The following is a 20,809-nucleotide window of genomic DNA, read 5'->3' on the forward strand; positions in this document are numbered from 1 at the left end:
GGCCTAGCTTACTGCAGGTTCTGGCGGCGGTCGCCCCGGTCGCCCCGGTTGTCGTTGTTGCGCTTTTCCGGTGCTTCCTTGCGCGGCTCGCCGCGGCCGGCATCGCGGTTCTCACGCTGGGCCGGCTGTACTTGCGGCGCCGGCGGCGTGACCTGGCGCTGCGGCTGCGGTTGCGCTTGCTGCGGCGGCGGATTGAACTGATGTTGCTGCTGCGGTTGTTGCGGCTGCGGCGGCTGCGGATTGAATTGGCGCTGCGGCTGTGGCTGCACTTGTGGCTGCGGCTGCGCTTGCGGCATCGGCAGCACTTGCTGCTGTCGCGGCTCCTGCGACGGGCGCTGGCGGCGGCGATTGTCATCATCGTCGCGGTCGCGGTCAAAGCGCTCGCGCCCGTTCGGTACCACTTGCAGCGAGGGCCCCGGTCCTGACGGCTGGTGCTGCTGCGGAGGGTTGAAACGCGGCCGCAGATCAACGCGCACATCGTTTGGATTGATGGTCTGCGCCGGCGCATCCGGCCTGCCGACCTGTCCCGGCGCCAGCGTCGTGATGGTCTGCTGGCGTCCTGGCTGCTGCGCAGGCACGTTCACCGGCTGCGACGGCGCGGTGATCACCCGACCCGGACGGTCATTGCGATCGTTGCGGTCGTTGCGGTCGTTGCGGTCAAAGCGGTCCGTGCGCTCAGGGCGGTCAGGGCGGCCGTCATTGTCCCGGTCACGGTCCCGATTGGTGTTGATGAAGCGGTTCGGCCCAGCCGGCTGCGGCGGCGCCACCGGCGCCACGTTTTTCACCTGGTTCGAGGTCGGAATCACTTGCGCGCCACGGTTCACCTGCACCGTGCGGCGGCCCTCGAACTGCTCGCGCGGCAGCACGGTCATACCGCGGCGCTCGGTGAAGTTGTCGTGGCCATCCGCGCGCGGCTGGAACGGCTTGCCGTTATGGGTCCAGGTCATGCGCCGCTCATAATCGGACGACACCTTGTAACCCGGCACAAAGCGCTCGCGCGGCGACAGCGGGAACCAGCCCAGGCCCGGCCGGCGATTATGTGCGAAGCCATCGCCGCCGACCCAGCCGACCAACGCCGGCGCCCACACCGGACGTCCGGCGGGACGGCCAGGCGCCCAGCACCAGCGGCGGTTGACCACCACCCAGCGGCCATAGTGCGACGGCGCATAGCCCCACGGCGCATTGTCGACCCAGGTCCAGCCCCATGGCGCCAGCCAGATCCAGCGGCCGTCGCGATACGGCGCCCAGTCGATCGCCACATTGCGCGGCGTCCACAACGTGCCGTACTCGGCGTCCTCGGTCCAGCTGCCGTTGCGGTCCAGTTCCTCGTAGCCGGTCATGCCGCTGGAGACAAAGCGGGTCGCCGTCGCGCTCTGGTCGAGGCGGTCGCGGTCCTCGGCCCAGACGTCGAAACCGTCGCGGCGGGCCACGCTGGTGCGCACATCCTCGCTGGTGACGTCGACATGGCGGCCGTTGTTCACCGTCACCGACGAACCGGCGCCATCGACGCGGGCGGTACCGGCCAGCACGCTGATCTGGCTGGTGTCGGCGACGCGGTCGGCATCGACCCGCAGCACGCCCGGCTCGATCATGGTGATGCGCGCCTGCGGCGTGGTCAGTTCAAAGTCGCGCAGCAACTCGGGGCTACGGATACGGATGCTGACGCTGCCGTAGTTCAGGCGCAACCTGAGCAAATCGTCATCCATCTCGGTGATTTCCAGGTCCGAATCGCCATCTACCCGCACCGCCGTCGAACCGACGCGGAACTCGGTGCGGCCGCCGGTCGCGGTGTTGATGTGGTTGGCGGCGGTCACCGGCCAGTTCAGCGAGGCGGCCACCGGCTCGTCGTCGCCCACCAGCGTGACCTGGCCCTGGACGCTGGAAATGCGCCCCACCACGGCGGGCGGGTCGGCCAGCGCCCAGGCGCTAGCGCCGGCCAGGGCGGCCAGCAGGAGGAAATGGATGATCTTTTTGCGGCTCATGGCTGCGCTCCAGTGGTTATCTTGATTTAACGCTTCAAGCGCGCGTCCGACTACCGGGGTTACACGGAGTTACAAATTTGCAAATTCAGGTAGTCGCCCCGCCGCGCTTGACGAAGAACAGCGCCGCGCCGACCGCCATCAACAGGCCGCCGAACACCCGGTTCTGCTTCTTGACGGCGCCGGCGTCGCGGAAAAAGCGCTGCATCGACGAGGCCAGGAAAGCGTAGCTGTGCATCACCACCAGGTCGATGCAGCACATGGTGGCGGCCAGGATCAGCAGTTGCGGCAGCAGCGGCTGGCCCTGGGTAATAAACTGCGGCAGCACGGCCACCATGAAGATAATCCCCTTGGGATTGGTCGCGTTGGTCAGGAAGCCGGTCAGGAAGCGCTTTTGCACGGTCGGCACCACCACTTCCGCGTGCGACTCCTGCTGGCCGATGCTGACCTTGGCGCGCCACTGGCTCAGGCCCAGGTAGATCAGGTACAGCGCGCCCACCGTCTTGACGATGTTGAACGCCACTTCCGAGGCCAGCAGCAGCGAGCCGACGCCGGCGCCGGCGATGAAGAAGATCAGCAGCAGGCCGGTCTGCAGGCCCAGGATGGTGGCGCTGGCGCGGCGCACGCCGTAGGACAGGCCGTGCGACATCGACAGCACGGCGCCCGAGCCCGGCGAAACGGCAATGATGCAGGCGGCGACAAAAAAGGTGAACCAGGTGGCAAAGCTCATACGCATCCCATTGAGTAGACAGCGGCAGCGCCCATGCTGCACGGCAATCCACATTGTACCGGGCCGGCCATATCGCTGCGCGCCCGGCTTGGGTTAATATTGCTTATCAACCAAGGAGCTGAAATGACCCACCTTACCCCGCAAGGGAACCGCTAATGGCCGGTTCCAGCCTGTTCGCCCTCATCGACGACATCGCCTCCATCCTCGATGACGTCGCCGCCATGAGCAAGGTGGCGGCCAAGAAGACCGCCGGCGTGCTGGGCGACGACCTGGCGCTGAACGCGCAGCAAGTCTCCGGCGTGCGCGCCGAGCGCGAGCTGCCGGTGGTGTGGGCGGTGGCGGTCGGCTCGCTCAAGAACAAGGCCATCCTGGTGCCGGCCGCGCTGGCGATCAGCGCGTTTGCGCCATGGGCCATCACGCCGCTGCTGATGATCGGCGGGCTCTACCTGTGCTTCGAGGGCTTTGAAAAGATCGCCCACGGCTACCTGCACGCCGAGGAGGACAAGCAGCACCACGCCGAGCTGGCCGAGGCGGTCGCCAATCCCGAGGTCGACCTGGTGGCGCTGGAAAAGGACAAGATCAAGGGCGCGATCCGCACCGACTTCATCCTGTCGGCCGAGATCATCGTCATCGCGCTGGGCTCGGTGGCTGCGGCGCCGTTCTCGCAACAGGTGACGGTGGTGGTCGGCATCGCGCTGGTCATGACGGTCGGCGTGTACGGCATCGTGGCGGGCATCGTCAAGATGGACGACGCCGGCCTCTACCTGAGCCAGCGCGGCGGCGCGGCGCTGCGGGCCCTGGGCCGCGTGCTGCTGGCGGCGGCGCCCAAGCTGATGAAGCTGTTGTCGGTGGTCGGCACGGCGGCCATGTTCATGGTCGGCGGCGGCATCTTGACGCACGGCGTGCCAGGCGCGCACGACCTCATCCACCACGCCGCCGAAGCGGCCGGCACGCTGCCGGCCATCGGCCCGGTGCTGGCCTTCATCACGCCCAGCCTGCTCGACGCGATCGCCGGCATCGTCGCCGGCGCGCTGGCGCTGGCGGTGGTTACCATCGGCGGCAAAATCGCGGGCAGCTTCAAGAAGGCAGGCTGACCCGAAGGCAAGCCTGGAACTTTTCTCCCTGCCCAACGCTCTAATCGCAAAATGGTGGAGTAGCGAGCATGGAGCATATACAGCGGCATTTGCGCATGGCGCTCGATGCCGCGCGCATGTCGATCTGGGATTCGAGCCTGAGCGGCGGTAAAGTCATCGACAGCACCGTCAACTGGGACACGCCCGGCGCCAGCCTGCTGGGCCTGCCCACCGCCGACCGCGCCCAGCCGTTCACCGCCTTCCTGCAATTCGTCTTTCCGGACGACCGCGACCATCTGCTCAACACCATGCAGGACGCGGTCGATGAAGGCACCGGTTACGAGGTCGAATACCGCGTGATCTGGGAAGACCAGACACTGCACTGGCTGGCCGCCAAGGCCCATGTGTTCAGCGACCAGCAAGGCAATCCCGTCAGCACGCTGGGCATCGTCTGGGACATCACCGCGCGCAAGGAGGCCGAGCAAGCCAGCGCCCGCACCCGCGAAATGGCCGCCGCCACCCTGCATTCGATCGGCGAAGGCGTGGTCACCACCGACGAACATGGCAAGACCCGCTACCTCAACCGCATCGCCGAACAGCTGACCGGCTGGACCGTCGACCAGGCCCGGGGGCTGGACATCGGCACCACGCTGCACCTGATCGACGAAGCCAGCGGCCATACGCCGGAACACGTGGCGCTGCAATGCCTGCGACTGCGGCAGACCATCGGCGTGTCGACCCAAAACCAGCTGGTCACGCGCGACGGCCGCCGCGTCTCGGTGGAGGAGTCGGCCTCGCCGATCTGGTCCGACGCCGGCGAGCTGCTGGGCGCCGTGGTGGTGTTCCGCGACGTCAGCCACGAGCGCAAGCTGGCCAGGCAGCTGTCCTGGAACGCCAGCCACGACACGCTTACCGGCCTGATCAACCGGCGCGAATTCGAGGTGCAGATCGCCAACGCCCTGCACAGCGCCAAGACGGAAAACCATGTACACGCCCTGCTGTACATGGACCTCGACCAGTTCAAGATCGTCAACGACACCTGCGGCCACAGCGCCGGCGACCTGCTGCTGCAACTGCTGTCGAAGATGCTGCAGAAACAGATGCGCGACAGCGACATCCTGGCCCGCCTCGGCGGCGACGAGCTGGGCGTGCTGCTGCCGCACTGCCCGCCGGACCAGGCGGCGCTGATCGCCGACGGCTTGCGGCAGTCGGTCAAGAACTTCCGCTTTGTCTGGGACGACCACACCTTCGAGCTGGGCGTCAGCATCGGCGTGGTCGAGATCAACCACAACAGCAAGTCGATGACCGAATTGCTGATCGCCGCCGACCAGGCCTGCTACCTGGCCAAGGACCGCGGCCGCAACCGCGTGCACCTGTACCAGGAATCGGACCAGCGGCTGGCGCGCCGCCAAGGCGAAATGCTGTGGGTGTCGCGCCTGAACGAAGCCTTCGAGCGCCAGTACTTCCGGCTGTACGCCCAGCCCATCGTCGGCCTCGGGCCGCACGAGGACGCCCATGACGAAGTGCTGATCCGCATCCAGCCCGCCAAGGGCGACCTGATCCTGCCCGGCGCCTTCATCCCCGCCGCCGAGCGCTACGACATGATGACGGCGATCGACCGCTGGGTCATCCGCGCCGTCTGCCGCCACGTGCAAAGCGTGCGCGAGAGCCTGAGCGAGGAGCAAGCCTATATCGAGGACCGCCAGCCGGTGCCGGCGCAGTACTCGGTCAACCTGTCCGGCACGTCGCTGGGCGACGAGGGCCTGCACGACTACATCGTCGAGCAGTTCGTCGAGCACGACATCGCGCCCGAGCAGATCTGCTTTGAAATCACCGAAACCGCCGTCATCGCCAACCTGCTCAAGGCGCAGGACTTCATGGCCGGGCTGAAGGCGCTGGGCTGCCGCTTTTCGCTGGACGACTTCGGCAGCGGCCTGTCCTCGTTCGCCTACCTGAAGACGCTGCCGGTGGACTTCCTCAAGATCGACGGCGTGTTCATCCGCGATATCGCCAGCAACGCCATCAACCGCGCGATGGTCAAGGCCATCAACGAGGTCGGCCACGTGATGGGCATCAGCGTGGTGGCCGAATACGTGGAGGACGAGCAGACGCTGGCGGTGGTGCGCGAGCTGGGCCTGGACTATGCCCAGGGCTATGCGGTCGGCACGCTGCGCCCGCTGACGGTCGGCGACTAGCCCCGTCCGCCGCTAATCCACCCCAATCCGGTGAATTTTGATCTACATCAATAAATTTGACGGGTGGACTCCGTAAACTGCTTACATCTATTGCGATACAGCAATAAAACAGCCGGAGCCCAAGTCATGCGCAACAACCAACCTGTCACCAACCGCGAAGTGGAAGTCCTGGACGACCAGGCCATCGTCTCGAAAACTGATTTAAATGGCAATATCACCTACGTGAATCCGTATTTCACGCAGATCAGCGGCTTCAGCGAACAAGAACTGATGGGCGCGCCGCAAAACATCCTGCGCCATCCTGACATGCCGGCCGAAGCCTTCGCCGACCTGTGGGCCTCGATCAAGGACGGCACGCCGTGGACCGGCATCGTCAAGAACCGCTGCAAGAACGGCGACTATTACTGGGTGCGGGCCAACATCACGCCGATCCGCGAAAACGGCAAGACCATCGGCTATATGTCGGTGCGGGTCAAGGCCGAGCGCCAGCAGATCGCCCAGGCCGAGCAAGCCTACCGCGCCATACGCACCGAAGCCAATCACGGCATCCGCATCAAGAACGGCCAGGTGATCCTGCCCGGCGTCGGCACGCTGCTGTCGCGCCTCAGTCACGTCTCGCTCGGCATGCGCATCTGGCTGGCCACCAGCGTGGTCAACCTGCTGCAGGTCGGCGTCTGCAGCGCCACGCTGCTGGAAGGGAACGGCGCGCATAACTACGCCATCTTCGGCGCCACCTTCCTCGGCCTGCTGATCAACGTCTTCCTGTGGTACACCTTGCGCGTGTCGGTGCTGCAGCCGCTGGACCGCGCGCTGCAGGGCGCCCGCGCCATCGCCGCCGGCGACCTGTCCGGCTCCTTCGAGACCGAAGCCACCGACGAAGTCGGCCAGTTGCTGCGCGCGCTGCAGCAAATGAACAGCAACCTGATCGCCACCATCCGCGACGTGCGCGTCAACGTCGAGACCATGGCCGTGGCCACGCGCCAGATCGCCGCCGGCAACGCCGACCTGTCCGGCCGCACCGAAGCGCAGGCCGCCAGCCTGGAGGAAACCGCGTCGAGCGTCGAAGAGTTCTCGTCCACCGTCAAGCAAAACGCCGACAACTCGGCGCAGGCCAACCTGCTGGCGCAGAACGCCTCCAACGTCGCGGTGCAGGGCGGCGAGATCGTCGCCGACGTCATCGCCACCATGGATGAAATCAACAATTCGTCGCGCAAGATCGTCGACATCATCGGCCTGATCGAAGGCATCGCCTTCCAGACCAACATCCTGGCGCTGAACGCCGCCGTCGAAGCGGCCCGCGCCGGCGAACAAGGCCGCGGCTTCGCCGTGGTGGCGGGCGAGGTGCGCAACCTGGCCCAGCGCAGCGCCACCGCCGCCAAGGACATCAAGAACCTGATCGACGTCTCGGTCGGCAAGGTCAGCGCCGGCATGCTGCAGGTCGACCGCGCCGGCGCCACGATGAAGGAGGTGGTGGCCTCGGTGCAGCAGGTGACGGCCATCATGCACGAGATCTCGGTGGCCTCGCACGAGCAGAGCATCGGCGTCGACCAGGTCAACTCGGCCATCGCCCACATGGACCAGGTCACGCAGCAGAATGCCGCGCTGGTCGAGGAAGCGGCGGCCGCCACGGCCAGCCTGGCCACCGAAGCGGGCGGCCTGACGCAAGCGGTCAGCCTGTTCAAGTTCGGCCCGGCCCGCAGCCCGCGCGCAGTACGCGCCAGGCACGCCGCCACCCCACAACCGCTGAAGCGCCTCGCCGCCTGAGATCATGCATACCGCGCTTTCCGCATTTCCGCCCGTTGAATTCGATGCCGCCATCATCGGCAAGCTGAGTCAATCGGGACCGCGCTACACCTCGTATCCGACCGCCGACCGCTTCCACAACGACTTCGGCTACGGCCAGTTGCTGGAGGCGGTGGCCGGGCTGCGCATGCGCCGCAGCCGCCGGCCTTTGTCGCTGTACATCCACATCCCGTTCTGCGACACGATCTGCTACTACTGCGGCTGCAACAAGATCGTCACCAAGGACCACAGCAAGGCCGCCACCTACCTCGGCTACCTGAAGCAGGAAATCGACATGCAGGGCCGGCTGTTCGACGGCATGGGCCAGATCGAGCAACTGCATTTCGGCGGTGGCACGCCGACCTACCTGAGCGACCGCCAGATGGGCGACCTGATGGCGCACTTGCGCGCGAATTTCGATTTCGCCTCCGACCAGCAGGGCGAGTACGCGATCGAGATCGATCCGCGCACCGTCAGCGCGGAGCGCGTGCACAGCCTGCGCGCGCAAGGCTTCAACCGCATCAGCCTGGGCGTGCAGGATTTCGATCCCGAGGTGCAGAAGGCGGTCAACCGCATCCAGCCGGAGGCGGAGACGCGCGCCGTGATGGACGCCGCGCGCGACGCCGGCTTCCGTTCGATCAGCATCGATTTGATCTACGGGCTGCCGAAGCAAAGCATGGCCAGCATGGAGCAGACGCTGGACAAGGTGATCACCGCCAACCCGGACCGGATCGCGCTGTACAACTACGCGCACATGCCGCATCTGTTCAAGCCGCAGCGCCGCATCGCCGATGCCGATTTGCCGACGCCCGCCGTCAAGCTGGAGTTGCTGGCGCTGTGCATACGCCGGCTGTGCGCGGCCGGCTACGTCTATATCGGCATGGACCATTTCGCCAAGCCGGACGATGAACTGGCCGTGGCCCAGCGCCAGGGTCGCCTGCAGCGCAACTTCCAAGGCTATTCCACCCGCGCGGAGTCGGAGCTGATTTCCTGCGGCGTGTCGGCCATCAGCGCCATCGGCGCAACCTACAGCCAGAACGAGAAAACGCTGGAGGGCTATTACGCAAAGCTCGACGACGGCAAGCTGCCGGTCACGCGCGGCATCAAGCTCGATACCGACGACCTGCTGCGCCGCATCGTGATCCAGAAGCTGATGTGCAATTTCGAGTTGTCGATATCGTCGATGGAACAGGCCTATCCGATCCAGTTCCCGCTGTACTTCGCCAACGAGCTGGCGCAGCTGCAAGGCTTCGTCGACGATGGCCTGCTGACCATCGACCAGCACTGGATCGCGGTGACACCCAAGGGCCGGCTGTTGATACGCAATATCTGTATGGTGTTCGACCGCTACCTGAGCCTGGCGCGCGACATCGCGCCGCAACCGCTGCGCTACTCGAAGACGATATAAATGAACGCGCTCCAGCTACTGCCCGTATTCGTGGTCGGCCTGGCTGGCAGCGTGCATTGCGCCGGCATGTGCGGCGGCATCGTCGGCGCGCTATCCGCCACCGCCCGCCCCGCCGCCATTCCCACGCACGTGGGAATCCATAGAGCGCGTGATGAGATGCTCAGCATGGATTCCCGCGTACGCGGGAATGACGGGGTGGCCGTGATCCCGATAGTCGTCGCGGCGGCCGGCGCGCTGCCGCACGTACTGGCCTACAACGCCGGCCGCATCGCCAGCTACATGCTGGCCGGCGCCTTGGCGGGCGGACTGGCAGGAGGCGCCCTCAACCTGGCCCCGCTGGCGGACGCGCAGCTGGGCTTCTACTGGCTGGCCAACCTGATGCTGGTGGCGCTCGGCCTGTACCTGATGAACGCCTGGCGCGGCCTGGCCGTGCTGGAGCAGGGCGGCCGCGTGCTGTGGCAGCGCGCCCAACCCATCATCGCCCCCATGATGAAGACGCTGGTGCCCGCCGACCAGCCGCACAAAGCCTTCGCCCTCGGCGCGCTGTGGGGCTGGCTCCCATGCGGCATGGTCTACAGCGCACTGGCCACCGCCATGCTGAGCGGCTCGACCGCCGGCGGCGCGGCCGTGATGCTGGCCTTCGGCCTCGGCACACTGCCCATGCTGACCGGCCTCGGCTTGCTGGGCGCGCGCGTGCAACGCGCCATGCAACGGCGCCATGTGCGCATCGCCTGCGGCCTGCTGGTGCTGGCCTTCGGCGCGATCGGCCTCGCGCGCACGGCGGGCGGCGTCACGCCCGACTGGATGAATATGCTATGCCTGACACCACACTCATAAATACCGTCGAGCCGACAGCCTGCTACCACTGCGGCCTGCCGCTGCCATCCGGCGCCGCATGGACGGTACGGATCGACAACGTCCAGCACACGATGTGCTGCCCCGGCTGCGCGGCGGTGGCGCAGACCATCGTCGATCTCGGCCAACAAAACTACTACCGCAACCGCACCGCCTACGCGGCCAGCGCCGAAGGCGCGCAGCAGCTGCCTCCTGAACTGCAACTGTACGACAACGCCGACCCGCGCTTCGCGCTCGACGCCGACAGCCGCGAATCCACCTTCACGGTGGAAGGCATACGCTGCGCCGCCTGCGTCTGGCTGATCGAGCACCGCCTGGCCAAGCTGCCCGGGGTGGAAAGCGCCCAGCTCAACGTCGCCACCGAGCGCCTCTATGTACGCTGGCGCAGCGACGCCTGCCGGCCTGGCGACATCCTCGGCGCGTTGCACGCGATCGGCTACGCCGCCTATCCCTACGACGCCGGCCGCCACGGCGACATGCAGCGCATCGCCGCACGCACGCTGGGTCGCCAGTTGTTCGTCGCCGGACTGTCGATGATGCAGGTGATGATGTACGTGGCGCCCGCCTACCTGGCCGACGACGGCACGCTGGACGCCAGCATGGCCTCGCTGATGCGCTGGGCCAGCCTGCTGCTGACGCTGCCCGCGATCTGCTATGCGGCGCTGCCGTTCTGGCGTGGCGCCTTCAACAGCCTGCGCGCCCGCACCTTTGGCATGGATGTGCCGGTCGCGCTGGGCATCGCTGCCGCCTTCGGCGCCAGCGTGCTGGCCACCGTCAGCGGAGAAGGCGAGGTGTGGTTCGACTCGGTCACCATGTTCATCTTCCTGCTGCTCTGCAGCCGATACCTGGAGCTGCGCGCGCGCCGCAAGGCCGGCGCCGCGCTGGAACGCTTGCAACACGCGCTGCCTGCATCGGCCTCGCTGCTGGAAAACTATCCGGCCAGCCGCGCCGCCACCATTGTGCGGGCGGCCGCGCTGGCTGTGAATAACATCATCGTTATCAAGCCTGGCGAAGCGGTGGCCGCCGACAGCGTCATTATCGAAGGCCGTACATCGCTCGACCTGTCGCTGCTGAGCGGCGAAAGCGCGCCGGTCGCCAAACATGAAGGCGAGGCCATTCCCGGCGGCGCCATCAACGCCGGTGCCGTCATCCTCGCGCGCGTCACGCGCCGCGCGCAGGACAGCACCTTGTCGGACCTGGTCAAGCTGATCAACCGCGCCGGCGGCGACAAGCCGCGCATCGCGCTGTGGGCCGACCGGGTGGCCGCCTGGTTCGTCGCCGGACTGCTGCTGTTCGCGCTGGCCGCCTTCGGCTTCTGGTACTGCATCGACGGCTACAGCGCCACGCGTGCCTGGCCAATCGCGATCGCCATACTGGTGGTGTCCTGCCCATGCGCGCTGTCGCTGGCGACGCCAACCGCGCTGGCCGCCGCCACCGACCAGCTGCTGCGGCAGGGCGTCTTGATCACCGGGGCGCAAACGCTGGAGACGCTGCACCGCGCCACCCACGTCGTGCTCGACAAGACCGGCACGCTGACCTATGGCCGTCCGGCGGTGCAGCACATCGCCGCCCTCGGCGCGATGCGCGCGGATTTTTGCCTGCAAGTGGCGGCTGCACTGGAAACCGGCAGCGCGCATCCGCTGGCGCACGCCATCACCGCCGCCGCCGGCGAGGCGGGACGCGAAGACTGGAGCGCGGCGGCTGTGCAAGAGACCCTCGGCCGCGGCCTCGAAGGCATGGTGCACAACCGCCGCTACCGCCTGGGCAGCGCGCACTTCGTCGCCGGCCTGAGCGGGCCGGTGCCGCCGCATGACATCAGCGAAGGCGCCACGCCGGTCTACCTTGGCGCGGAAGGCCAGTGGCTGGCCTGCCTGCAATTGCAGGATGGCCAGCGCCCCGACGCGCAAGCCACGGTCGATTACTTCCGCAACGCCGGCAAGACGGTGGTGCTGCTCAGCGGCGACTATGATGTGCTGGCGCGGCGTGTCGGCGACCAGCTCGGCATAGAAACCACGGCGGGTGGCTACCTGCCGGCCGACAAGCTGAACTTCGTGCAGCAGCTGCAAAGACGCGGCTGCGTGGTGGCGATGATCGGCGACGGCATCAACGACGCCGCCGTGCTGGGTGCGGCCGACGTCTCCTTCGCGATGGGCGGCGGCGCGGCATTGGCGCAGGCGCATGCCGACGCGGTGCTGCTCAACGGCCGCCTCGGCGCCGTGGCCGACAGCGCGCGCACGGCGGAACGCACCATGCGCGTGATCCGCCAGAACTTGTGCTGGGCCACGGTCTATAACGTCATCGCGATCCCGGCGGCGGCGCTGGGCTGGCTCAATCCGTGGCTGTCCGGCGTCGGCATGGCGCTCAGTTCGGCGGTGGTGGTGGCCAACGCGCTGCGGCTGCGAAGGGGAGATTGATGGAAGCCTTATACCTGTTGATACCGCTCAGCGTGATCGCGGTGTTCGCCGCGCTGTGGATATTTTTCATCGCCTCCGACGACGGCCAGTTCGACGACCTGGTCGGCCCCGCGCTGCGCGTGCTGCAGGACGATGATCGCGCCGAGCCGGATCAAGACCCATCCGGAAAATTTTGATCCACATCAAAGTTTTTTTGGACCCCGAAAAGTAACCTTTGACCTAAATCATCAAAGTGTTCTGGGGAGAACGAAATTGGATCAACACTACAACTACAAGGTCGTGAAGCAGTTCGCTGTCGCGACGGTAGTCTGGGGCGTCATCGGCATGCTGGTCGGCGTCATCATCGCCGCCCAGCTGGCCTGGCCGGCGCTGAACCTGGACATACCCTGGCTAACCTACGGCCGGCTGCGTCCACTGCACACCAACGCGGTGATCTTCGCCTTCGGCATCTGCGGCCTGTTCGCCACGTCCTACTACGTGGTGCAGCGCACCTGCCAGGTCCGGCTGTTCTCGGACAAGCTGGCCGCCTTCACCTTCTGGGGCTGGCAGGCGGTCATTCTCAGCGCCGTCGTCACGCTGCCGATGGGCTTCACGCGCGGCAAGGAATACGCCGAGCTGGAATGGCCGATCACGATCCTGATCGCGCTGGTGTGGATCGCCTACGCGGTGGTCTTCTTCGGCACGTTGATCAAGCGTAAAGTGAAACACATCTACGTGGCCAACTGGTTCTTCGCCGGCTACATCATCGCCGTGACGATCCTGCACGTGGTCAACGGCGCCAGCATGCCGGCTTCGCTGTTCAAATCGTACTCGGCCTACGCCGGCGTGCAGGACGCGATGATCCAGTGGTGGTACGGCCACAACGCGGTCGGCTTCATCCTCACCGCCGGCTACCTGGGCATGGTCTACTACTTCATCCCCAAGCAGGCCGAACGCCCGGTGTACTCGTACCGCCTGTCGATCGTGCACTTCTGGGCACTGATCTTCACCTATATGTGGGCCGGCCCGCACCACCTGCACTACACGGCGCTGCCGGACTGGACGCAATCGATCGGCATGGTGTTCTCGCTGATCCTGCTGGCGCCGTCGTGGGGCGGCATGATCAACGGCATGATGACCCTGTCGGGCGCCTGGCACAAGCTGCGCACCGATCCGATCCTGAAATTCATGATCGTCTCGCTGTCGTTCTACGGCATGGCCACCTTCGAGGGGCCGATGATGTCGATCAAGACCGTCAACGCGCTGTCGCACTACACCGACTGGGGCATCGCCCACGTCCACGGCGGCGCGCTGGGCTGGGTCGGCTTCATCACCATGGGCTCGATCTACTACCTGCTGCCGCGCCTGGCCAGCCAGCAGAAGATGTACAGCACCAGGTTGATCGACCTGCACTTCTGGGTCGCCACCATCGGCATCGTGCTGTACATCGCCGCGATGTGGATCGCCGGCGTGATGCAGGGCCTGATGTGGCGCGCGGTCAATGCCGACGGCACGCTGACCTACACCTTTGCCGAGAGCGTCAAAGCCACCTTCCCGTACTACGTGGTGCGCTTCACCGGCGGCCTGCTGTACTTGGGCGGCATGTGCGTGATGGCCTACAACACCTGGATGACCCTGCGTAACCGCGAGACCGCCGTGGCGCGCATTCCCGCGCTGGCCGCCGGTCACGCCTGATTCGGAGCAAAGCATGAAATTTACCCACGAATGGATCGAGAAAAATCCCTGGCTGCTGATCGCGCTGGTGACGCTGGTGGTCAGCGTCGGCGGCGCCGTCGAGATCGTGCCGCTGTTCTTCCAGAAGTCCACCACCGAGCCGGTGGCCGGCCTCAAGCCGTACTCGCCGCTGCGGCTGGCCGGACGCGACATCTACGTGCGCGAAGGCTGCTACAACTGCCACTCGCAGATGATCCGCCCGTTCCGCGCCGAGACCGAGCGCTACGGCCACTATTCGGTGGCGGGCGAGTTCGTCTACGACCGGCCGTTCCAATGGGGTTCCAAGCGCACCGGTCCCGACCTGGCGCGCGTGGGCGGCCGCTACAGCGACGAATGGCACCGCACCCACCTGAACAATCCGCGCGACGTGGTGCCGGAATCGAATATGCCGAACTATCCGTGGCTGGCCAAGACCTCTTTGGTGCCGGCCGAGATCGTGCCGAAGATGAACGCGCTGCGCCGCCTGGGCACGCCGTACACCGACGCCGAGATCGCCGCCGCGCCGGAAGAGCTCAAGGACAAGACCGAAGAAGACGCCCTGGTCGCCTACCTGCAAGGCCTGGGCACACTCATCAAGACGAGGAACTAGCATGGCTATCGACAACCTGTTTGACAGCGCCAGCAGCGTGATGACGGTGATCTCTTTCATCACGTTCATGGGCATCCTGTGGTGGGCCTTTATCCGCAACAAGGAAGCCGACTTCGCGGCGGCGGCGCGACTGCCGTTCGCCGATGACGAGGAGAACGGCCATGGCTGATTTCACCAACGGCTTCTGGGATTGGTACATCGTCGTGCTGACCTTGCTGGGCGTGTTCGGCTGCGGCGTGCTGCTGTACTCGCAATCGAAGGTCAAGCTGGCCAAGGCCGCCGACGGCAAGGTGGGTACCACCGGCCACGTCTGGGACGAGGACTTGAGCGAGCTGAACACGCCGATGCCGCGCTGGTGGATGTGGCTGTTCTACATCACCATCGTGTTCGCGCTGGCCTATCTGTTCCTGTATCCGGGCCTGGGCACGTATGCCGGCAAGCTGGGCTGGAAATCCACCGGCCAGTACCAGGCCGAACTGAAAAAGGCCGATGCCGATTACGGCCCGCTGTTCGCCAAGTACAGCAAGCAGGACCTGAAAGCCGTGGCGGCCGATCCGCAGGCGCGCGCCATCGGCGAGCGCTTGTTCCTGACCTATTGCGCGCAATGCCACGGCTCCGATGCGCGCGGCAACAAGGGCTTCCCCAACCTGACCGACAAGGACTGGCTGTTCGGCGGCGCGCCGGACACCATCAAGGAAACCATCTTGCACGGCCGTACCGGCGTGATGCCGCCGATGGGCGCGGCGCTGGGTTCGGACAAGGATGTGGAGAACGTCGCCCACTACGTGCTGAGCCTGTCCGGTTCCACCGCCGATCCGATCAAGGTGGTATTCGGCAAGGGCAAGTTCGGCGCCTGCATGGCTTGCCACAGCGCGGGCGGCACCGGTAACCAGCTGTTGGGCGCGCCCAACCTGACCGACAAGATCTGGCTGTTCGGCGGCAGCGTCGAAACCGTCATGGAAACCATCCGCAAGGGCCGCACCGCGACCATGCCGGCCTTCCAGGACTTCCTCGGCGATGACAAGGCACACGTGCTGGCCGCCTATGTCTGGGGCTTGTCCAACGATACCCGCCCACCAGCGCCAGCGGTCGCGGAAAAATGAACGCCCCACAGGTCATCAAAATGTACGCGGCGCGCGAGGAGATTTATCCGCGCGAGACCACAGGCCGCTATGCCAGCCTGCGCTGGCTGTTCGTCTGGCTGACGCAGCTGGCGTTCTACGGCGCGCCCTGGCTACAGTGGAACGGCCGCCAGGCGCTGCTGTTCGACCTGGCCGCGCGCAAGTTCTACATCTTCGGACTGGTGTTGTGGCCGCAGGACTTCATCTACCTGGCGGCGCTGCTGATCATCTGCGCCTACCTGCTGTTCCTGGCGACGGCGGTGGCGGGCCGCGTGTGGTGCGGCTTCGCCTGCCCGCAAACGGTGTACACCGAAATCTTCCTGTGGATAGAACGCAAGATCGAAGGCAAGCGCAGCGCGCGCATCGCGCTGGACCGGCAACCGCCGTCGCTGTCGAAATATGGCAAGAAGACCGCCAAGCACCTGGCCTGGGGCGCGGTGGCGCTGTGGACCGGCTTCACCTTCGTCGGCTATTTCACGCCGATCAAGCTGCTGGGCATGGAGGTGGCGACGCTGAACTTCGGCCCTTGGGAATGGTTCTGGGTGCTGTTCTACAGTTTCGCCACCTACGGCAACGCCGGCTGGATGCGCGAGCAGGTGTGCAAGTATATGTGCCCCTACGCCCGCTTCCAGAGCGCGATGTTCGACCCCGACACGCTGATCATCACCTACGACGCCAAGCGCGGCGAACCGCGCGCGCCGTTGTCGAAATCCAGCGGTGGCAACGGCGGTTCCTGTATCGACTGCTCGATGTGCGTGCAGGTCTGCCCGACCGGCATCGACATCCGCAACGGCCTGCAGTACGAGTGCATCGGCTGCGCCGCCTGCGTCGACGCCTGCAACAGCGTGATGGACAAGATCGCCCAACCACGCGGCCTGATCCGCTACAGCACCGAGCGCGCGATGGACCGGCACTTCACGCCGAGCGAGATCCGCCGCCGCACCATGCGCACCCGCGTCAAGATCTACAGCGGCGTGCTGCTGCTGATCGTCGCCGCCACCGCCGGCGCGCTGTACTGGCGCGTGCCGCTCAAGCTGGACGTGATCCGCGACCGCGGCACGCTGGGCCGCGAGGTGGAAGACGGCATGATCGAGAACGTCTACCGCCTGCAGATCATGAACACTTCCGAGCAGGCGCATACCTACCGCATCACGGTCGGCGGCCTGGCCTCGCTGGAGCAGCAGACGGAGCAACTGGTGCGGGTCGGCGCCACCGAGACCAAGGCTTATCCGATCCGCCTGCGCAGCGCGCATGGCGACGGCAAGCCCGGCTCGAACAAGATCGCCATTGAGCTGAACGCAGTCGACGATCCGTCGCTGCATGTGAAGGAAGCCGCGGTGTTTTTCGTGCCGCGCTAAGGAGAACCGCTATGCCAGAATCGATTATCCGCATGTCCGTCGCCACCGTGCCGCCGTGGTGGAAGCAGCGCTGGCCGTGGCTGCTGATGCTGGGTCCGGCCATCGTCGCGGCGGCCGGCACCTACACCGGCTGGCTGGCGTTTTCCAACCAGGATGCGCTGGTGGTGGGCGATTACTACAAGCAGGGCAAGGCCATCAACCAGGACTTGCGGCGCGACCAGGTCGCGGCCTCGCTGGGACTGTCGGTGGCGCTGGGCTACGATGCATCGACCGGCGTGCTGTCGGGCCGCGTCAACCGCAAGCAAACCGGCCCGCTGCTGCTGCATTTGTCGCACGCGACGCTGCCGCAGAAGGACATCAAGCTGCTGCTGAAGCCGGACGCCGACGGCGTCTTCCGCGCCGACCTGCCGATGCTGGAACGCAGCCGCTGGATCGTGCTGGTGGAGAGCGTGCGGCGCGACTGGCGGCTGGCCGGCACGTGGAGCTGGCCGGCGCAGCGCGGCGTGGCGCTGAGGCCTGATTAGGCGCAGGTCTGGGTGCCGGCGGTGATCGCCTTGAGCCGCAACGGATCCAGCAACTCGATTTCACGGTTGCTGACCCGCAGCAAGCCTTCCTTCTTGAACCTGGACAGCAAGCGGCTGATGCTCTCGATGGTCAAGCCCAGGTAGTTGCCGATTTCCTCGCGCGACATGCGCAGCTGGAAGGTGTTCGGCGAATAGCCGCGCGCCTCGTAGCGCGACGACAGGTTGACCAGGAAGGCGGCGAAGCGCTGGGTCGCCTGCATATTGCCCAGCAAGAGCATGACGCTTTGCTCGCGCGTGATTTCCTGGCTCATCATGCGGTGGAAGTGGCGCAGCAGCGTCGGCATGTCGCCCAGCAGCAGCTGCAGGCTGCCGAAAGGAATCTCGCACACTTCGCTGTCCTCCAGCGCCACGGCGGTGCAATGGTGCAGGTCGGTGCTGATGGCGTCCATGCCCAGCAGCTCGCCGGCCATCTGGAAGCCGGTGATCTGCTCGACGCCGTCCTGGGTCACCTGGCAAGTCTTGAAGTGGCCGAGCCGGATCGCGTACAGGTTCTGGAACGCATCGCCGATACGGAACAGGTTGGTGCCGCGCGCGACTTTACGCCGGCGGCCGATGATCTGGTCCAGCCGGTCCATGTCGTTGTTGTCCAGCCCCATCGGCAAGCACAGCTGGTGCATGCTGCACGTGGCGCAACTGGCCTTGAGGACATCGATAGTGACGCCGGGTATCACCAGCGAAGGAAGTTCTCGTATCATGGGGCCAGTGTAGACGATGTTCGGCGATCGCGGAGGTATTCCGCAGTCATCCGATCAGGTATTCGCGCGCCATCCGCCTTGCGCGATGCAAGCGGCTTTTGACGGCGGCCGCGCTCTCGCCGGTCTCGCCGGCGATTTCGCCGATCGACATTTCCGCGAAATCGCGCAGCAGCACCACTTGCAGATAATCGGCCGGCAGGGATTCCAGCGCATTGACCAGCTCCAGCCGCAAGCCGGCCGTGTCCTGACTGGCCAGCCACTGCTCGGCGCGCTCGTCGTCCCAGGGATCGTGGCCCAGCGCGGCGCGGCCCAGCCGGTGGCATTCGCGCTTGACGACCTGGAACAGCCAGCCGGAAAACGCCGCCAGCATGCGCACCGACGCCAACCGGCGCGACAGCACCAGCAACGCTTCCTGCACGGCGTCGTCGACGTCGCCGATCAGGCAGTTACGCTGGGCGTAGCGGCGGATATCGGGTTGGCACAGCCGCAATAGCTGCGCCAACGCCGCCGGATCGCCGCGGTGGGCGGCGTCCAGCACAGGTAGATGCTGTTCTGCCAGACTCATATGTCCTTATTGTTTGGCTTGCTTTGCGGCCTTGTCCAGGCGGCGGCCCACCATCGCGCACATCGGGCAGAAGCCGAACAGGCCGGACGCCACGATCCCGGCCGCCGACACCGCCAGCAGCGAACCCCACATGCCGCCCAGCACGCTGTAGCCGATCGCCATGGCGATCAGGCCGGCCACCACGCGCAGCGCGCGTTCCCAGCCTGGTACGTTTTTAACATAAAACATATTGCTCTCCTATTCGTCGCAGAGGAAGTCCCTCGGCTACTAAGAGGCCCGGTGTGCGCATTTGGATGCGCGGATCTGAAAATATTTTTGGGCCCGCCGATTTGCATTGCCGGCCGATAGCCGCTAGGCTAGCGCCCATGACCTCCCCCAAGCTCCCCACGCCGCCCCGGCTGGACCAGCACCTGTGCTTCCTGATCTATAACACCTCGCTCAAGATGACGCAGGTGTACAAGCCGCTGCTGTCCGCGCTGAACCTGACTTATCCACAATACCTGGTGATGGTGGTGCTGTGGGAGGAAGAGGGCCTGGGCATCAAGGACGTGGCCCAGCGCCTGCAACAGGATTCCGGCTCGGTGACGCCGGTGGTCAAGCGGCTCGAAGCCGAAGGCTATCTGATCCGCGACCGCGATCCCCGCGACGAGCGCAACCGCGTGCTGACGCTGACCCCGGCCGGCCAGGCGCTGCGCGCCGCCGCCCTGAAGGTGAGCCAGGACTTCGCCGCCCAATGCGCCGTCACGCACGGGGAAGTAGACTCGCTGATGCACAACCTGGGTAAATTGAACCGCAATCTCGGCGCTTGAGTCCGGCCCCAGAAAATAATTCGCACAATCTTTGAAATTTAACTTGCACGCTATTTATTTGTGCGCTATATTTACTCCATCGAAACGCGCTTTACCTGAAGCGCGTTTTTAAAAGCGAATTACTTAGCGCGCTAATTGTTAGCGCATAACCACTGAAAGGAAACATCATGAAACGCACCGCCATCGCCTTCGCCGCCACCATCCTGTCCGCCGCCGCCATGAACGCCAGCGCCGCCGCCCCTGTCGCCGACACCACCGTGGTGCTGGTCCACGGCGCCTTCGCCGATGGCTCCAGCTGGGAAAAAGTGATCCCGCTGCTGCAAGCCAAGGGCTTGAAAGTGGTTGCCGTGCAAAATCCGCTGACCTCGCTGGCCGACGACGTCGCCGCGACCAAGCGCGTGATTGATGCGCAAACCGGCAAGGTCGTGCTGGTCGGCCACTCGTGGGGCGGCATGGTGATCACCGAAGCCGGCACCAGCGACAAGATCAAGTCGCTGGTCTACGTGGCCGCCTTCGCCCCGTCCGAAGGCGAGGCCGCCGGCGCGCTGGGCAAGAACTACGCCGTGCCGCCAGGCATCGCCACGCTGCAGGCCGACGCCGGCGGCTACCTGTGGCTGCCGACCGACTCGGTCGCCAAGAACTTCGCCCAGGACGTGTCGCCGGCCACCGCCGCGCTGATCGCCGCCACCCAGGGCCCGATCAATTCCAAAGCCTTTGGCGAAGCCACCACCGTGGCGGCATGGAAAACCAAGCCGAGCTACTACATCGTCGCCGCCAAGGACCGCATGATCGCGCCGGAGCTGGAGCAAGCCTTCGCCAAGAAGATCAACGCCACCACCACCACGCTGCAGACCAGCCACGTGCCGATGGTGTCGCAGCCGGCCAAGGTGGCGGAAGTGATCATCGCCGCGGCACAGCGTTAATCCGCATTCGTCCTTG

20 protein-coding genes are annotated in these 20,809 nt (G+C 65.8%); 15 read left to right on the plus strand and 5 right to left on the minus strand.

Going from position 1 to position 20,809, the window contains the following annotated elements; translation table 11 throughout:
* Positions 1-8 precede the first annotated feature (8 nt).
* The gene (locus ACEN9F_RS18670; protein ID WP_413422125.1) at positions 9-1,982 is read right to left on the minus strand and encodes a DUF6600 domain-containing protein; all 1,974 of its coding nucleotides are present in this window, start codon (positions 1,980-1,982) and stop codon (positions 9-11) included.
* 85 nt (positions 1,983-2,067) lie between these two features.
* Complete coding sequence (locus ACEN9F_RS18675; RefSeq protein ID WP_413422127.1) at positions 2,068-2,709, minus strand: LysE family transporter; 642 nt, start codon at positions 2,707-2,709, stop codon at positions 2,068-2,070.
* 155 nt (positions 2,710-2,864) lie between these two features.
* Between ACEN9F_RS18675 and ACEN9F_RS18680 the strand changes: the two genes are divergently transcribed.
* The 13 genes from ACEN9F_RS18680 (at position 2,865) to ACEN9F_RS18740 (ending at position 17,741) form a co-directional block, all read left to right on the plus strand.
* Positions 2,865-3,803: a DUF808 domain-containing protein gene (locus ACEN9F_RS18680; RefSeq protein ID WP_413422129.1), complete on the plus strand. Its 939-nt coding sequence runs from the start codon at positions 2,865-2,867 to the stop codon at positions 3,801-3,803.
* 68 nt (positions 3,804-3,871) lie between these two features.
* Positions 3,872-5,977 (plus strand): EAL domain-containing protein, encoded by a 2,106-nt coding sequence (locus tag ACEN9F_RS18685; RefSeq protein WP_413422131.1) that lies wholly within the window; start codon positions 3,872-3,874, stop codon positions 5,975-5,977.
* Between the two features lie 126 nt (positions 5,978-6,103).
* Positions 6,104-7,741 (plus strand): methyl-accepting chemotaxis protein, encoded by a 1,638-nt coding sequence (locus tag ACEN9F_RS18690; RefSeq protein WP_413422133.1) that lies wholly within the window; start codon positions 6,104-6,106, stop codon positions 7,739-7,741.
* Between the two features lie 4 nt (positions 7,742-7,745).
* The gene (gene hemN, locus ACEN9F_RS18695) at positions 7,746-9,167 is read left to right on the plus strand and encodes an oxygen-independent coproporphyrinogen III oxidase (protein ID WP_413422135.1); all 1,422 of its coding nucleotides are present in this window, start codon (positions 7,746-7,748) and stop codon (positions 9,165-9,167) included.
* Positions 9,168-10,004: a sulfite exporter TauE/SafE family protein gene (locus ACEN9F_RS18700; RefSeq protein ID WP_413422137.1), complete on the plus strand. Its 837-nt coding sequence runs from the start codon at positions 9,168-9,170 to the stop codon at positions 10,002-10,004.
* Positions 9,983-12,436 (plus strand): heavy metal translocating P-type ATPase, encoded by a 2,454-nt coding sequence (locus ACEN9F_RS18705; protein ID WP_413422139.1) that lies wholly within the window; start codon positions 9,983-9,985, stop codon positions 12,434-12,436. Before ACEN9F_RS18700 ends, ACEN9F_RS18705 begins: the two co-directional genes overlap by 22 nt.
* Positions 12,436-12,612 carry a cbb3-type cytochrome oxidase assembly protein CcoS gene (gene ccoS / locus ACEN9F_RS18710; RefSeq protein ID WP_413422141.1) on the plus strand — a complete coding sequence of 59 codons (177 nt, stop codon included), beginning with the start codon at positions 12,436-12,438 and terminating at the stop codon, positions 12,610-12,612. The genes ACEN9F_RS18705 and ccoS overlap by 1 nt, the downstream gene beginning before the upstream one ends.
* Before the next feature lie 76 nt (positions 12,613-12,688).
* The gene (gene ccoN / locus ACEN9F_RS18715; protein ID WP_413422143.1) at positions 12,689-14,110 is read left to right on the plus strand and encodes a cytochrome-c oxidase, cbb3-type subunit I; all 1,422 of its coding nucleotides are present in this window, start codon (positions 12,689-12,691) and stop codon (positions 14,108-14,110) included.
* A 13-nt stretch (positions 14,111-14,123) separates the two neighbouring features.
* On the plus strand, positions 14,124-14,738 hold the full coding sequence (gene ccoO / locus ACEN9F_RS18720) for a cytochrome-c oxidase, cbb3-type subunit II (RefSeq protein ID WP_413422145.1): 615 nt from the start codon (positions 14,124-14,126) through the stop codon (positions 14,736-14,738).
* Position 14,739: 1 nt separating this feature from the next.
* Positions 14,740-14,907, plus strand: coding sequence for a cbb3-type cytochrome oxidase subunit 3 (locus ACEN9F_RS18725; RefSeq protein WP_413422147.1), 168 nt, complete (start codon positions 14,740-14,742; stop codon positions 14,905-14,907).
* Positions 14,900-15,841, plus strand: a complete 942-nt coding sequence (gene ccoP / locus ACEN9F_RS18730; protein ID WP_413422149.1) for a cytochrome-c oxidase, cbb3-type subunit III — start codon at positions 14,900-14,902, stop codon at positions 15,839-15,841. The genes ACEN9F_RS18725 and ccoP overlap by 8 nt, the downstream gene beginning before the upstream one ends.
* Complete coding sequence (gene ccoG / locus ACEN9F_RS18735) at positions 15,838-17,217, plus strand: cytochrome c oxidase accessory protein CcoG (protein WP_413422151.1); 1,380 nt, start codon at positions 15,838-15,840, stop codon at positions 17,215-17,217. Before ccoP ends, ccoG begins: the two co-directional genes overlap by 4 nt.
* A gap of 11 nt (positions 17,218-17,228) precedes the next feature.
* Positions 17,229-17,741 (plus strand): FixH family protein, encoded by a 513-nt coding sequence (locus ACEN9F_RS18740; RefSeq protein ID WP_413422153.1) that lies wholly within the window; start codon positions 17,229-17,231, stop codon positions 17,739-17,741.
* Here ACEN9F_RS18740 and fnr read toward each other — a convergent pair.
* The 3 genes from fnr to ACEN9F_RS18755 are packed head-to-tail and all read right to left on the minus strand — an operon-like array spanning position 17,738 to position 19,289.
* Positions 17,738-18,496 carry a fumarate/nitrate reduction transcriptional regulator Fnr gene (gene fnr, locus ACEN9F_RS18745; protein WP_413422155.1) on the minus strand — a complete coding sequence of 253 codons (759 nt, stop codon included), beginning with the start codon at positions 18,494-18,496 and terminating at the stop codon, positions 17,738-17,740. The genes ACEN9F_RS18740 and fnr overlap by 4 nt on opposite strands.
* A 46-nt stretch (positions 18,497-18,542) precedes the next feature.
* Positions 18,543-19,061, minus strand: coding sequence for an RNA polymerase sigma factor (locus ACEN9F_RS18750; protein WP_413422157.1), 519 nt, complete (start codon positions 19,059-19,061; stop codon positions 18,543-18,545).
* Positions 19,062-19,067: 6 nt separating this feature from the next.
* Positions 19,068-19,289, minus strand: a complete 222-nt coding sequence (locus ACEN9F_RS18755) for a DUF2892 domain-containing protein (protein WP_413422159.1) — start codon at positions 19,287-19,289, stop codon at positions 19,068-19,070.
* Between the two features lie 137 nt (positions 19,290-19,426).
* On the opposite strand from ACEN9F_RS18755, the gene ACEN9F_RS18760 reads away from it, so the two are divergent.
* Positions 19,427-19,870, plus strand: coding sequence for a MarR family winged helix-turn-helix transcriptional regulator (locus tag ACEN9F_RS18760; protein ID WP_413422160.1), 444 nt, complete (start codon positions 19,427-19,429; stop codon positions 19,868-19,870).
* 167 nt (positions 19,871-20,037) lie between these two features.
* The gene (locus tag ACEN9F_RS18765; RefSeq protein ID WP_413422162.1) at positions 20,038-20,793 is read left to right on the plus strand and encodes an alpha/beta fold hydrolase; all 756 of its coding nucleotides are present in this window, start codon (positions 20,038-20,040) and stop codon (positions 20,791-20,793) included.
* Positions 20,794-20,809: the final 16 nt, after the last annotated feature.

The organism is Duganella sp. CT11-25 (genome assembly GCF_047302815.1).
Lineage (GTDB): Bacteria > Pseudomonadota > Gammaproteobacteria > Burkholderiales > Burkholderiaceae_D > Rugamonas.

What these genes read in the sequence shown, in the direction of transcription:
- ACEN9F_RS18670 (WP_413422125.1), bottom strand. Translation starts at nt 1,982, where the DNA reads ATGAGCCGCAAAAAGATCATCCATTTCCTCCTGCTGGCCGCCCTGGCC.
- ACEN9F_RS18675 (WP_413422127.1), bottom strand. Translation starts at nt 2,709, where the DNA reads ATGAGCTTTGCCACCTGGTTCACCTTTTTTGTCGCCGCCTGCATCATT.
- ACEN9F_RS18680 (WP_413422129.1), top strand. Translation starts at nt 2,865, where the DNA reads ATGGCCGGTTCCAGCCTGTTCGCCCTCATCGACGACATCGCCTCCATC.
- ACEN9F_RS18685 (WP_413422131.1), top strand. Translation starts at nt 3,872, where the DNA reads ATGGAGCATATACAGCGGCATTTGCGCATGGCGCTCGATGCCGCGCGC.
- ACEN9F_RS18690 (WP_413422133.1), top strand. Translation starts at nt 6,104, where the DNA reads ATGCGCAACAACCAACCTGTCACCAACCGCGAAGTGGAAGTCCTGGAC.
- hemN (WP_413422135.1), top strand. Translation starts at nt 7,746, where the DNA reads ATGCATACCGCGCTTTCCGCATTTCCGCCCGTTGAATTCGATGCCGCC.
- ACEN9F_RS18700 (WP_413422137.1), top strand. Translation starts at nt 9,168, where the DNA reads ATGAACGCGCTCCAGCTACTGCCCGTATTCGTGGTCGGCCTGGCTGGC.
- ACEN9F_RS18705 (WP_413422139.1), top strand. Translation starts at nt 9,983, where the DNA reads ATGCCTGACACCACACTCATAAATACCGTCGAGCCGACAGCCTGCTAC.
- ccoS (WP_413422141.1), top strand. Translation starts at nt 12,436, where the DNA reads ATGGAAGCCTTATACCTGTTGATACCGCTCAGCGTGATCGCGGTGTTC.
- ccoO (WP_413422145.1), top strand. Translation starts at nt 14,124, where the DNA reads ATGAAATTTACCCACGAATGGATCGAGAAAAATCCCTGGCTGCTGATC.
- ACEN9F_RS18725 (WP_413422147.1), top strand. Translation starts at nt 14,740, where the DNA reads ATGGCTATCGACAACCTGTTTGACAGCGCCAGCAGCGTGATGACGGTG.
- ccoP (WP_413422149.1), top strand. Translation starts at nt 14,900, where the DNA reads ATGGCTGATTTCACCAACGGCTTCTGGGATTGGTACATCGTCGTGCTG.
- ccoG (WP_413422151.1), top strand. Translation starts at nt 15,838, where the DNA reads ATGAACGCCCCACAGGTCATCAAAATGTACGCGGCGCGCGAGGAGATT.
- ACEN9F_RS18740 (WP_413422153.1), top strand. Translation starts at nt 17,229, where the DNA reads ATGCCAGAATCGATTATCCGCATGTCCGTCGCCACCGTGCCGCCGTGG.
- fnr (WP_413422155.1), bottom strand. Translation starts at nt 18,496, where the DNA reads ATGATACGAGAACTTCCTTCGCTGGTGATACCCGGCGTCACTATCGAT.
- ACEN9F_RS18750 (WP_413422157.1), bottom strand. Translation starts at nt 19,061, where the DNA reads ATGAGTCTGGCAGAACAGCATCTACCTGTGCTGGACGCCGCCCACCGC.
- ACEN9F_RS18755 (WP_413422159.1), bottom strand. Translation starts at nt 19,289, where the DNA reads ATGTTTTATGTTAAAAACGTACCAGGCTGGGAACGCGCGCTGCGCGTG.
- ACEN9F_RS18760 (WP_413422160.1), top strand. Translation starts at nt 19,427, where the DNA reads ATGACCTCCCCCAAGCTCCCCACGCCGCCCCGGCTGGACCAGCACCTG.
- ACEN9F_RS18765 (WP_413422162.1), top strand. Translation starts at nt 20,038, where the DNA reads ATGAAACGCACCGCCATCGCCTTCGCCGCCACCATCCTGTCCGCCGCC.